Genomic DNA, 12,432 nt, shown 5'->3' on the forward strand with positions numbered 1-12,432 from the left:
CTCAATGAATACTGAACATTACATAAGTAATGTTTGAATTGACTGTGCTGAATCCGAAGATTCAATGGTCACTTCGTATCATTGAAACCTAATTTGATACCGAAGTATCGAATTGGATTATCATCAACGAGTGCCCACACAGATTGATAGGTCTATATTGTTAAAGAGCAACTCTTCTTTGTGATTGACATCACTTCGGAAGAGGCGGCCATTCTAGCGATATAATTTATTGTGTCAAACACTTTCTTCAAATTATTTCGTTTTTCTTTTCAGCCTTATCAACTTCGCTTAAACCCTTGTGAGCCCTTGCCCTGTCGACGAGGAGGCATTATAGAGATCGCGCTCACATTGGCAAGTGTTATTTTTCAAAAATTGCAAAAATAATGGTTAAACGATGAGTTTTCGATCAAACCTTTATTTATTCAACTTTACCCCAAACTCTCACACAACTTATCCACAGAGTTGTTCTTTGAGACGTATTTTTCAAGTACCATAAATAAAGAAAGCTGCTTTATTGCAGCTATCTTTATTAAACTTAACCTAAACTCTATTTAAAGAGCATTATGGCTATATGCCAGACCCATCTTGTTCAGAGCCATCATCTTCGTGTAGGCCACATTCTCGCTTTAAGCCAAAGAATCGAGTTTCTTCCTCTGACATTCCCGGCTCCCATTTACGAGTGGTATGTGTATCACCAACTGAAAGGTAACCTTCATCCCATAATGGGTGGTATTTAAGGCCGTGTTGTTCTAAGTAGTAATGAACGTCTTTATTAGTCCAATCAATTACTGGTAGAAATTTAAACACACCGTTCTGAATTGATAGAATCGGTAAACCTGCACGAGATTTACTTTGCTCTCGACGCAATCCAGAGAACCACGTTCCAACATTAAGCTCTTTTAACGCTCGACGCATCGGCTCAACTTTATTGAGCTTGTTGTATTTTTCAATTCCCTCTACACCCTGCTCCCATAATTTTCCATATCGAGCTTCTTGCCAATTCGCACTTTCTTTGGCTCGATAAACTTTTAAATTTAGGTTGAGAGCATCTGTCAGCTCATCGATAAATCGGTACGTCTCAGCAAACAGGTAACCAGTATCGGTTAGAATGACGGGGATGTCCGCTTTGGCGCGAGTAACTAAATGAAGCATAACCGCGGCTTGAATACCAAAACTAGAAGAAACCGCGAACTCGCCTTCTAGATTATCTAAAGCCCACGCTACTCTCTCTTGTGCTGAAAGCTTTTCGAGCTCGACATTAATTTGAGCAAGACGGAGGATTTGCTCCGTCTTTGTTAATGTCAGTAACTCTGTGAGCTCCAGCTTGGATGCTACAGAATCAAGCATGAAAGTCCCTCTTTGATACGAGCACTTCTTGGATAATGCCAGCACGAATAGTGAAATCGCCAAAGGCTTCGCCTTCTTCACGCTCTTTCGACCATCGAGCCACCAGCAGATCAATCTCTTCTAAGATTTGCTTATCCGTGATGTTCTCTTTATACATTTTTGGTACTCGAGTACCGGCACGGTTACCACCTAGGTGCAAGTTGTAACGACCCGGCGCTTTGCCAACTAGACCAATTTCAGCCAACATTGCGCGACCACAGCCATTTGGACACCCAGTTACACGCAAAATGATGTTGTCATTTTCTGGTAGGTTGTGCTTCTCCAGAATCCCCTCCACATCAGTAACAAACTGAGGAAGGAAACGTTCAGCTTCTGCCATCGCTAGCGGACAAGTTGGAAAAGCAACACAAGCCATTGAGTTCTTACGCTGTTCACTTACGCCGTCGTCCATTAAGCCATGTTCACGAGCGATCTTTTCAATCTTCGCTTTTTCGTTTTTAGGTACACCCGCAACAATTAGGTTTTGGTTTGCTGTCATGCGGAAATCGCCTTTGTGGATTTTGGCAATTTCAGCAACACCCGTCTTAAGTGGTTTACCTGGAAAGTCTAATAAGCGACCGTTTTCGATGAAAAGCGCTAGATGATATTTACCATCAATTCCTTCTACCCAGCCAATACGGTCACCACGTTCTGTGAATTCATATGGACGGCTTTGCTCAAACTTAACACCAGCACGTTTCTCGACTTCCGCTTTAAAGACATCGCTACCTACACGATCCAATGTGTATTTGGTTTTTGCGTTCTTACGGTTTGAACGGTTACCCCAGTCGCGCTGAGTTGTTACTACAGCTGCGGCAACATCAAGTGTCTTGTCCAGCGGAATAAAGCCAAAGTCGTCAGCGCGGCGCGGATAAGTTGATGTATCGCCATGCGTCATCGCTAAGCCGCCGCCGACCAGGACGTTAAAGCCTACCAGCTTACCGTTATCTGCAATCGCTACGAAGTTGAGATCGTTAGCGTGTACATCTACGTCATTTTGCGGTGGGATAACCACTGTAGTTTTAAACTTACGTGGTAAGTAGTTCTTGCCTAGAATCGGTTCGTCTTCTTCCGTGCTTTCTACTTTTTCACCGTCTAGCCAAATCTCTGCATAAGCGCGCGTCTTTGGTAATAGATGCTCACTGATCTTCTTCGCCCATTCGTAAGCTTCTTGGTGTAACTCTGACTCCACTGGGTTAGTGGTACACAACACGTTACGGTTTACATCACCCGCGGTTGCAATCGAATCAATGCCAATACTGTTGAGCGTTTGATGCATCAACTTAATATTGGGTTTTAATACCCCATGAAACTGGAACGTTTGGCGAGTCGTCAGACGAATACTTCCATATAAAGAGTGCTCCGTTGCGAACTTGTCGATCGCTAACCATTGCGTTGGCGTGATGATGCCTCCAGGCATACGAGCACGAAGCATCACATTATGTAATGGTTCCAGTTTTTGCTTTGTGCGTTCATTACGGATATCACGATCGTCTTGTTGATACATACCGTGGAAACGAATTAACTGGAAGTTGTCGGCAGTAAAGCCACCAGTAATACGGTCCTGTAAATCTTGCTCAATGGTGCCACGTAATAAGTTGCTTTCTCGCTTCAGGCGCTCGTTATCAGATAGCGGCCCTAACTCTTCACCTAATACAACCTGCTTATTATTGTCCGTAGAAAAAGTCATTAGTACACATCCCTCTGATAACGTTTCGCTTTACGTAGGTCATTAATAAATTGTTCTGCATCGTCACGCGGCATCTTGCCTTCTTGTTCAGCAACGATAACCAATGCGTCGTGCACATCTTTTGCCATACGCGTTGCATCACCGCAGACATAGATATAAGCGCCTTCTTGGATCCACTGCCACACTTGAGCTGCGTTTTCTAAGATGCGATGTTGTACGTAAACCTTTTCTACTTGGTCACGACTAAAGGCAACATCCAATCGGCTTAGTACTCCTGACTTGAGATACTTTTGCCATTCCACTTGGTACAAGAAGTCTTGAGTGAACGTGCGATCACCAAAGAACAACCAGTTTTTGCCTTCAGCATCGCGGTTTTCACGTTCCTGAATAAAGCTACGGAATGGTGCGATCCCTGTGCCAGGACCAACCATGATAATTGGAGTACTATCATCTTCCGGCAGTTTAAAGTTGTTGTTATGCTCAACAAATACTTTAACTTCATCTCCCTCTTCGAGACGCTGTGCTAAGAAACTAGACGCACCACCATATCGTTTTTCGTCGTTTTGTTCGTACTCAACCAAAGCAACCGTTAGGTGTACTTCTTCATCGACCTCTTCTTGGCTTGATGCAATAGAGTAAAGGCGTGGAGTAAGACGACGAAGCAAACCAATCAACTCATCTGCGGTTAACTTGGTTTTCTTTTCTGCCAGTACATCAACGATTTGAGTATTTGCAGAGTACTCGCGAAGCTTATCTTTATCTTCAACTAACTTTTGTAGCTTCTTGCTACCGGATAACTCGGCAAACTTTGTGATGAGCTGCGGGTTAGATGTTGTGATTTCATATTTACTCACGAGAGCACTGTGGATTGACAAGCTTTCACCATCAACGTCAACAGTCTCAACCCCAGACAAACCGACCTTACCAAGAATGGCATTTGCAAGTTCCGAGCTATTTTCAAACCACACACCTAGTGCATCACCTGGCTGATACGTTAAGCCCGAGCCTTCTAAGTCGATTTCTATATGACGAACGTCTTTTCCAGAGTCACGGCCCGTGATTTTTTGACTGGTCAGTAACGTCGCAGTGTACGGATTTTGTTTATTGTAAGGAGAGTGCGCAGTCGCAGCTTGACCCACTGGAAGTTGAACCACATCCGCTTCAGAGCCAGAAGAAAGTGTATCTTTTACCTTGTCTAACGCATTCTTACGCCATTCAGTTGCGGGGGCTTCATAATCCACATCGCAATCAAGACGCTCGATAAATGGAGTCGCGCCTAGCTTTGATAGGTAAGTGTCGAAGTCTTTACCGGTCTGACAGAAGAACTCGTAGCTAGAATCTCCCAATGCAATAACACCATATTGCAGGTTTGGCAGCTTAGGAGCCTTCTTCGATTGCAAAAACTCATGTAGCTCAATGGCATTGTCTGGCGCTTCGCCTTCGCCGTTAGTCGATGCCACAATAATGACATGCGTTTCTTTGGCTAAGTTTTTACCTTTGTAATCGCTTGCATCAAAAAGTTCGACTGCAATTCCTTCTGCTTTTGCTTCCTGTTCCAGAGCTTCAGCAACACCTTTAGCATTGCCCGTTTGGGAAGCAAAAATAATACTCAACTTACCTGCTGGCTTCGCTGATACGGCTGCCGTTGCTTGTGCAATTGGCGTTACCGCTGTGTTTGGTTGATTTTGAGCTAATCCCCAAAAATACCCACTGACCCAAGCAAGTTGCTGTGAAGACAACTCAGAGACAGTTTGTTGGAGTGAGCTAATTTGTTGGTCATTCAGAGGGCTTGTGATTGGAGGATTTCCTCCTTGCCCATTATTATCTTCAGACACATTCTTGTGAGAATACTCATTCTTTTGAAAAGACATTATCACGACATCCCTATTCATTGCGTGACGATAGAGTACCCACTCTCCTTAATAACAAGAAAGAATAGAAGTGAATGTTTTATAACTTTTTGGAAGTAAGAACGGCTTACTTTTTGCTCATCGATCTTCAATGCGGACTTGTTGAAAGCCTACTGCCATTGCCGATTTTGACGCAGTATCCAAATCTTCATAAAGACATTCTTCGCCGTGACTGTCCGTTAGAAAAACAAAACCACCGCGCGCATGTCTGAACTCTACAACCCAACCACCCTCTTGGATTGCAGGCTCAATAATCGCTTCGATAAGCTGATTTTCACGGAATAGATGTCTTAGTTCATTTATTGTCATCGCTATCCCTGCTTTAACTTTCACATTGCTCCTAGGTAAGCATGGTCTAAGTCAGCCAAATAGGGAGAAATTTCGATTAGATATAATGAAGTGATATAAAAAAACGCCGCTTATAAAGCGACGTTTTAAGTAAATCGAATATCTAACATGGCTGAATTTAGAACGCGTATTCCGCACTCACAAAGAAGCCGTTAGCAAAAATAAACTCTTTCCCTAGATCCGACATGAATTTATCGGACTCTAAATCAATCACACGGTAACCTCCACGAAAAGCCAGTCGAGCTTTTTCGAGCGGTACATTGTATTGAACACCTGCCATGAAATCGGTGCTTTTGATACCTTTGTTGTCACCAAAGTTTATCTCACCAATCACATCAAAGTTTGTATCCGGAACTTGAATTTCTGCGTAGCCATACCAAGCCCAAATCAGCTCATCAAATTCTTCTACACGCCTGCTTGAGCCAGCATCAATATATTTAGTGTCACTTAAATTACTGAACGTAAGACCCGCATCAAAGTGCAATAAATCATGCTCTAGAACGTGGTAATACAAGGTTAAATCGAGCTTATCGAACCCCATGTAATTCGCATCAACACTTGAGTAACGAAGGCGCGCATTAGGGACGTATTTAACATCATGTTCAATCGCCGCAAAAAAAGTGCCTGTGGTACTGCTATCTCGTCTCACTTCATTAACTTTAGTGTCGGCAGCCCATACCTCTGCGCCGACTTTTGTCGATACAGAGTACTCTGCAAAAACAGGAAAAGATACTGCCAACGATAATGCCGTTAAAGCGATGTTCGCTTTATTTGTCATGTAGTATTTACTCCGAGATAGCTGATATTCACGTAGAGGACGTGAGAGGAAATATACCATATTCTCACGCCTCTCCATCAACTAAATGATGTTACTCATTATTTATAGCGGGGCTGAGCAACGTAATTCTTGAAGAACCAAATACCCAATGCAATCACGATTAACCATGGTAATAGTTTGAGTACCGCTCCAACCATTCCCAGTAAAAACATCACAACTAACGCAATACCAGTTGCTGCGAATACGGTCATCATTGTGATACCCGTAACCAACAAGGTCGCCGCAAAGACTAAAATAAAGATTAGCTCCAACATAATCACTTCTCCATTTGTTTTCAATAAACAGAGCAGTTTCCATACCAACTTACAGAAACGAAGTTAAGATTATGATTTTTAATAAAAAAACAAAGCCAGAGGCATTTCTGCACTCTGGCTTTATCATTCTTTAGTTGGTAATTTTAGCCATTCACTGGCGAATTTTACACATTCAATTCTTTTGGAATCTTAGCTAGCGCGTCTTGCAATACTTCTAGACCAGAACCTGGTTTGTGCGCATTTTCACTGATATGACGACGCCATTGACGAGCACCGGGCATGCTTTGGAACAAACCTAACATGTGACGGGTAATGTGACCAAGGTACGCACCTTTCGCTAATTGCGCTTCAATGTATGGGTACATCTCTTCAACAATTTCGCTGCGTTTCTTCACTGGAGCATTAGAGCCAAACAACTCTTGGTCTACCGATGCCAGTAGATATGGGCTTTGGTATGCTTCACGACCAATCATCACACCGTCAAGATGCTGAAGATGTGCTTTTGCTTCTTCTAATGATTTCACGCCACCGTTAATCGCAATCGTTAGGTGTGAGAAGTCTTGCTTCAATTGGTAAGCGCGTGGGTAATCCAATGGTGGGATCTCGCGGTTTTCTTTTGGGCTTAAACCACTTAACCAAGCTTTACGAGCATGGATAGTGAACTGCTCACAGCCACCCTTTTCTGAAACAATAGAAACGAAATCCGTTAGGAACTCGTAAGAGTCTTGATCATCAATACCAATGCGAGTCTTGACTGTTACAGGGATATCGACCACGTCTTTCATTGCTGCGACACAATCCGCAACTAACTGCGGTTCAGCCATTAGGCAAGCACCGAAGCGACCGTTTTGTACGCGGTCAGATGGACACCCCACGTTTAGGTTAATCTCATCGTAGCCACGCTCTTGCGCTAGCTTGGCACACGTAGCCAAATCTGCTGGGTTTGAACCACCAAGTTGAAGGGCTAACGGATGCTCTTCTTCGTTATAAGCCAGGAAATCTCCTTTTCCATGAATGATCGCACCTGTCGTCACCATTTCAGTGTACAGCAGGGTTTCTTTGGTCATTAAGCGATGGAAGTAGCGACAATGACGATCAGTCCAATCTAACATTGGTGCTACGGAGAGCCTGCAAGAATGAGTCATGATATAAACACCCGTTTTTATGTTGCCAAGGTCGAGCGCAGCAGTACGCTCAAAAAATAAGTCGGGTATTGTATACCCAAGCACCTCTGGGTGCTAGTTTCAGCGAGAATGATTTGGTTGGCTGACTAGCCAAGTGCTTAGGAATACGCAGAAGTAATACGAATCTGTCATTCGTTGATTCATTCTGTGATGATTATTCCGCCTTCACACCACCACCGACTTGCTTTAATTCATGATTTTCGTTCTGATAGTGGGTAAAATGAAGCATTTCTAAACGAACTTCGTATAGAAATGATTTATCATAGAGCACGTCCGATAGTTATGGTGAAAGGTTTGAACCCAACAATCATTGAACAAATTGAAAGTATCTGCGCAGAGCGTGGAGTACGACTGACTCCGCAACGCCGACGCGTATTTGAACTCATTTGTTCTAATCGCCGCGCCTCAAGTGCGTATGAGCTATTGGAGCAACTAAAAGAGAGTGAGCCTCAGGCTAAGCCGCCCACTGTTTATCGAGCATTAGATTTTCTCCTAGAACAAGGCTTCATCCACCGAGTGGAATCGACAAATAGCTTTATTACTTGTTGTTCTTTCAATACTCAGCAGCACTTTTTCCAATTACTAATTTGCGATAAATGTGGTGATGTCGTTGAACTCGAAGATGAGACGCTGATATCCTTGTTAGCCGAAAATGCCGAGAAGCATGGATTCAAACTGACCAACCAAGTTATTGAAACTCATGGTGAATGCCAGGCCTGTTCCTCCGAGACGAAAGAAAAAGTATAGAAGAACGTTATGCGCGCTGAATTTGTAAACCCGTTTTTAGCTTCTTTAATGAACGTGCTAAAAACTATGGCTTCTCTTGAGCTGAAGCCACAAAAACCGCGAATCAAAAAAGATGAGATCGCACGAGGTGACGTTTCTGGTCTGATTGGTATGGTAGGCCCACAAACTCGTGGTTCAATGTCGATCACCTTTGATGAAGCACTCGCCCTAGAAATCATGCAGAACATGCTTGGTGAACGTCCAAATGGGCTCAATGAAGAAGTGACCGATATGGTGGGTGAGATCACCAACATGGTTACTGGTGGTGCGAAACGCATTCTGGCGGAAAGTGGTTTTGACTTTGATATGGCAACACCGGTTGTGGTTTCGGGCCGAGGTCATACGATTCGCCACAAGTGTGAAGGCTCAATTATTATCATGCCTTTCTCTTCCCAATGGGGAAATGCCTTTATCGAAATTTGCTTCGAATAAAAGAGAAAAAATAGGTTGGCACTGGCCAACCTATTTTGTTTTTGCCTCAGGCAATAAAAAGGTCAGCATTTGCTGACCTTTTCTTTATCTATTCAAACATTAAGCTTTGAACGCTTTAAATGCGTTGATTAGACCATTTGTTGAGCTGTCATGCGAGCTGATTTGAGACTCGTCTGCAAGCTCAGGTAGGATTTGGTTAGCCAGTTGTTTACCTAGCTCCACGCCCCACTGGTCAAAACTGAAGATATTCCAGATAACACCTTGTACGAAAATTTTGTGTTCGTACATTGCGATCAAGTTACCTAGCGTACGAGGCGTGATTTGCTTCACTAGAATAGAGTTTGTTGGACGGTTACCTTCAAACACTTTGAATGGCGCAATCGCTGCCACTTCTTCAGCATTCTTACCTACTTTCACCAACTCTTCTTTCACGGTTTCTTCATTTTTACCAAACGCTAGAGCTTCAGTTTGCGCGAAGAAGTTAGACATCAGTTTTTGGTGATGATCGCTAGCTGGGTTGTGGCTAATTGCAGGTGCAATGAAGTCACATGGGATAAGCTTAGTACCTTGGTGAATTAGCTGGTAGAACGCGTGCTGACCGTTGGTACCTGGTTCACCCCAAATGATTGGGCCAGTTTGGTAAGTTACAGCATTGCCGTCACGGTCAACGTATTTACCGTTTGATTCCATGTTACCTTGCTGGAAGTACGCCGCGAAACGGTGCATGTACTGATCGTAAGGCAGAATAGCTTCTGATTCCGCACCGTGGAAGTTGTTGTACCAAATACCGATAAGCGCAAGGATCACAGGGATGTTGCTTTCTAGATCTGTTGATACAAAGTGCTTGTCCATCTCGTGAGCGCCATCAAGCAGCTCAACGAAGTTGTCGAAACCTACTGCTAGTGCAATTGATAGACCGATCGCAGACCATAGTGAGTAACGGCCACCAACCCAGTCCCAGAATTCAAACATGTTCGCTGTATCGATACCAAATTCAGACACGGCTGTCGCGTTTGTTGAAAGCGCAGCAAAGTGCTTAGCCACATGAGCCTGATCACCCGCCGATTCTAGGAACCAATCACGAGCAGTGTGCGCGTTAGTCATGGTTTCTTGTGTTGTAAACGTCTTAGACGCGATCAAGAATAACGTCGTTTCTGGGTTAACTTTCTTCAACGTTTCAACGATGTGTGTACCATCAACGTTAGATACGAAGTGAAGGTTTAGATGATTTTTGTATGGCGCTAGAGCTTCCGTCACCATGTAAGGGCCAAGGTCAGAACCGCCGATACCGATGTTCACAATATCGGTAATTGCTTTGCCTGTGTAACCTTTCCATTCACCGCCGATAACGCGCTCAGTGAATGATTTCATTTTTTCTAGAACCGCGTTCACTGCTGGCATTACGTCTTCGCCATCTACCATAACTGGAGTATTAGCGCGGTTACGTAGTGCAGTGTGAAGAACAGCGCGACCTTCTGTTTGGTTGATCGCTTCACCACTGAACATCGCTTCAATTGCAGATTTCAGCTCGGTCTCTTTCGCAAGAGCAAACAGGTGCTTCAGAGTTTCCTCATTGATGAGGTTCTTTGAGTAATCGACTAGGATGTCTGAGCCGAAACGTGCAGAGTATTTGTCGAAACGCGCTGCGTCTTGAGCAAACAGCTCTTTAAGATCCATATCTTGTGCAGATTCGAAATGCGCCGTTAGCGCTTTCCAAGCTTGTGTTTGCGTTGGATTGATATTTTTCAACATGGTCTTTATCCCGATGTTACAGTAGGTTCCATTCCTTACAGTCTAGCGAAAACTGTGGAATCCCCGATTTAGCAAATAGAATATAAATTAGATGTTTGGGCAAATTGCCACAAAACAAGTCTTTGTAATTTTTTTTCAGGCGCCAATTATGACCGAGAGCTTTTACACTCACATTGAGTTAGGTCACGTTCCCTGCCCTGAAATTGAACATTCATTTACGATGACAAGAATCATATCATTTACTAATGACAGGCTCTAATTGGAATAGGATAGACGCCAATTTATAAATTTCCAAAGGAACACGTATGTGGGCACAAAAAACACTGCAATTAAAAGCGAGAAGCCGCGGTTTTCACCTGATAACTGATGAAATTGAACAACAATTACCACAAATAAACGAACTTTCAGTAGGTTTATTACACTTATTTATTCAGCACACCTCCGCCAGTTTGACCTTAAATGAGAATGCTGATCCAACCGTGCGTATGGACATGGAAGCGCACTTCAATAAGTTTGTGCCAGAGCGTGCTCCTTATTATCAGCACACCTATGAAGGTGACGACGACATGCCGGCACATATTAAAGCATCACTGCTTGGCAGTAGTGTGACGGTACCAATCCAAAATGGTCGATTAGCTTTAGGAACATGGCAAGGTATTTACTTGGGTGAGCATCGAGACTTTGGTGGCGGCCGCCGCGTTATTGCTACGATTAACGGTGAGTAGATAAAACAAAGGCTAACCTTGGGTTAGCCTTTCGTTGTTTATTTGGAGTATTCCATCTCGACGCGAGGCGTTAGCTTAGTCACGAGTTCATACGCAATCGTACCAATGTGACCCGCCACTTCTTCTACTGGGAGCTCTTTCCCCCAAAGAATCGCTTCTTCGCTGACTTTATCCGTTGCGTCTGGTCCCAAATCGACCGTCAGCATATCCATGGAAACTCGACCTGCAATAGGTACTTTACGGCCATTAACCCACACCGGCGTACCGTTTGGAGCACTTCTTGGGTAACCGTCGCCATACCCTACAGCGATGACCCCAACTTTTGTATCTCGCTCACTGGTCCAAATACCACCATAGCCAACACTTTCGCCCTTCTTCACTTCACGTACCGCAATAAGGTGGGATTTAAGTGTCATGACAGGCTGATACCCAAGATCTTGCGCCGTTTTGTCATCGAATGGCGACACACCATACATGATAATACCCGGACGAACCCAATCTAAATGGCTTTGAGGCCATGCCAATAACCCCGCAGATGCCGCCAGTGAACGTTCCCCTTGGCAACCAGAAGTCAACGATTTAAACAGCTCAATCTGTTGTGGGGTAATATCGCTATCCAGCTCATCTGCACAGCCAAAGTGGCTCATGTAACGCAACGGTTTCGCTACATTTGGACACTCCTTCAGCCGCGTTACAAAGTCGTCATATTGTTCAGGACGAACCCCAAGGCGGTGCATGCCACTGTCAATCTTCAGCCACACGACAACCGGAGTTTCAAGGTCTGCTTGCTCCAAGGCGATAAGCTGCTCTTCACAGTGCACCACGGTTTGGATGTTGTTCGTCACAAGAACAGGTAAATCACCAGGAGAGTAAAAACCTTCTAGCAATAGAATCGGCTTTACTACTCCACAAGCGCGCAGTTGCAATGCTTCTTCAATGCGAGCCACGCCAAACGCATCCGCATGGTTAGCATGTTTTGCGACATGACGTAATCCGTGACCATAACCATTGGCCTTGACGACAGCCATCACTTTACTTTGTGGCGCTTGAGCTTTTACGCGCTGTAAGTTGTGCTGCAACGCAGACAAATCAATGCACGCCTTGGCCGCTTTCATATAGCTCATGGA

General features: G+C 44.1%; 12 protein-coding genes. 3 read left to right on the forward strand and 9 right to left on the reverse strand.

Annotated features, from left to right (window positions below; genetic code table 11):
- Positions 1 to 567: 567 nt before the first annotated feature.
- The 7 genes from R7O12_RS20885 to dusA all read right to left on the reverse strand — a co-directional run bounded on the left by R7O12_RS20885 (position 568) and on the right by dusA (position 7,571).
- Positions 568 to 1,347 (reverse strand): phosphoadenylyl-sulfate reductase, encoded by a 780-nt coding sequence (locus R7O12_RS20885; RefSeq protein ID WP_005382748.1) that lies wholly within the window; start codon positions 1,345 to 1,347, stop codon positions 568 to 570.
- Positions 1,340 to 3,076: an assimilatory sulfite reductase (NADPH) hemoprotein subunit gene (gene cysI, locus R7O12_RS20890; RefSeq protein ID WP_005382750.1), complete on the reverse strand. Its 1,737-nt coding sequence runs from the start codon at positions 3,074 to 3,076 to the stop codon at positions 1,340 to 1,342. The genes R7O12_RS20885 and cysI overlap by 8 nt, the downstream gene beginning before the upstream one ends.
- Positions 3,076 to 4,947 carry an assimilatory sulfite reductase (NADPH) flavoprotein subunit gene (locus tag R7O12_RS20895; RefSeq protein ID WP_213880920.1) on the reverse strand — a complete coding sequence of 624 codons (1,872 nt, stop codon included), beginning with the start codon at positions 4,945 to 4,947 and terminating at the stop codon, positions 3,076 to 3,078. The genes cysI and R7O12_RS20895 overlap by 1 nt, the downstream gene beginning before the upstream one ends.
- Before the next feature lie 117 nt (positions 4,948 to 5,064).
- A complete protein-coding gene (locus R7O12_RS20900; RefSeq protein WP_005381264.1) occupies positions 5,065 to 5,295 on the reverse strand; it encodes a hypothetical protein in 231 nt (76 codons plus the stop codon).
- A gap of 157 nt (positions 5,296 to 5,452) precedes the next feature.
- Positions 5,453 to 6,112, reverse strand: a complete 660-nt coding sequence (locus R7O12_RS20905; RefSeq protein WP_318105951.1) for a TIGR04219 family outer membrane beta-barrel protein — start codon at positions 6,110 to 6,112, stop codon at positions 5,453 to 5,455.
- 98 nt (positions 6,113 to 6,210) lie between these two features.
- On the reverse strand, positions 6,211 to 6,426 hold the full coding sequence (pspG, locus tag R7O12_RS20910; RefSeq protein WP_005381266.1) for an envelope stress response protein PspG: 216 nt from the start codon (positions 6,424 to 6,426) through the stop codon (positions 6,211 to 6,213).
- 164 nt (positions 6,427 to 6,590) lie between these two features.
- Positions 6,591 to 7,571 carry a tRNA dihydrouridine(20/20a) synthase DusA gene (gene dusA / locus R7O12_RS20915; RefSeq protein WP_017821727.1) on the reverse strand — a complete coding sequence of 327 codons (981 nt, stop codon included), beginning with the start codon at positions 7,569 to 7,571 and terminating at the stop codon, positions 6,591 to 6,593.
- Positions 7,572 to 7,892: 321 nt separating this feature from the next.
- On the opposite strand from dusA, the gene zur reads away from it, so the two are divergent.
- Positions 7,893 to 8,357: a zinc uptake transcriptional repressor Zur gene (gene zur, locus R7O12_RS20920; RefSeq protein WP_005381268.1), complete on the forward strand. Its 465-nt coding sequence runs from the start codon at positions 7,893 to 7,895 to the stop codon at positions 8,355 to 8,357.
- Between the two features lie 9 nt (positions 8,358 to 8,366).
- Positions 8,367 to 8,828, forward strand: a complete 462-nt coding sequence (locus tag R7O12_RS20925) for a chemotaxis protein CheX (protein ID WP_005381269.1) — start codon at positions 8,367 to 8,369, stop codon at positions 8,826 to 8,828.
- Between the two features lie 99 nt (positions 8,829 to 8,927).
- On the opposite strand, the gene pgi is transcribed toward R7O12_RS20925, so the two are convergent.
- A complete protein-coding gene (pgi, locus tag R7O12_RS20930; protein ID WP_005381270.1) occupies positions 8,928 to 10,580 on the reverse strand; it encodes a glucose-6-phosphate isomerase in 1,653 nt (550 codons plus the stop codon).
- A gap of 305 nt (positions 10,581 to 10,885) precedes the next feature.
- Here pgi and R7O12_RS20935 point away from each other — a divergent pair, with 305 nt between their 5' ends.
- A complete protein-coding gene (locus R7O12_RS20935; RefSeq protein WP_005381271.1) occupies positions 10,886 to 11,305 on the forward strand; it encodes a secondary thiamine-phosphate synthase enzyme YjbQ in 420 nt (139 codons plus the stop codon).
- 38 nt (positions 11,306 to 11,343) lie between these two features.
- On the opposite strand, the gene alr is transcribed toward R7O12_RS20935, so the two are convergent.
- Complete coding sequence (gene alr / locus R7O12_RS20940) at positions 11,344 to 12,420, reverse strand: alanine racemase (RefSeq protein WP_318105964.1); 1,077 nt, start codon at positions 12,418 to 12,420, stop codon at positions 11,344 to 11,346.
- Positions 12,421 to 12,432: the final 12 nt, after the last annotated feature.

This window comes from Vibrio sp. Vb1574 (assembly GCF_033338675.1).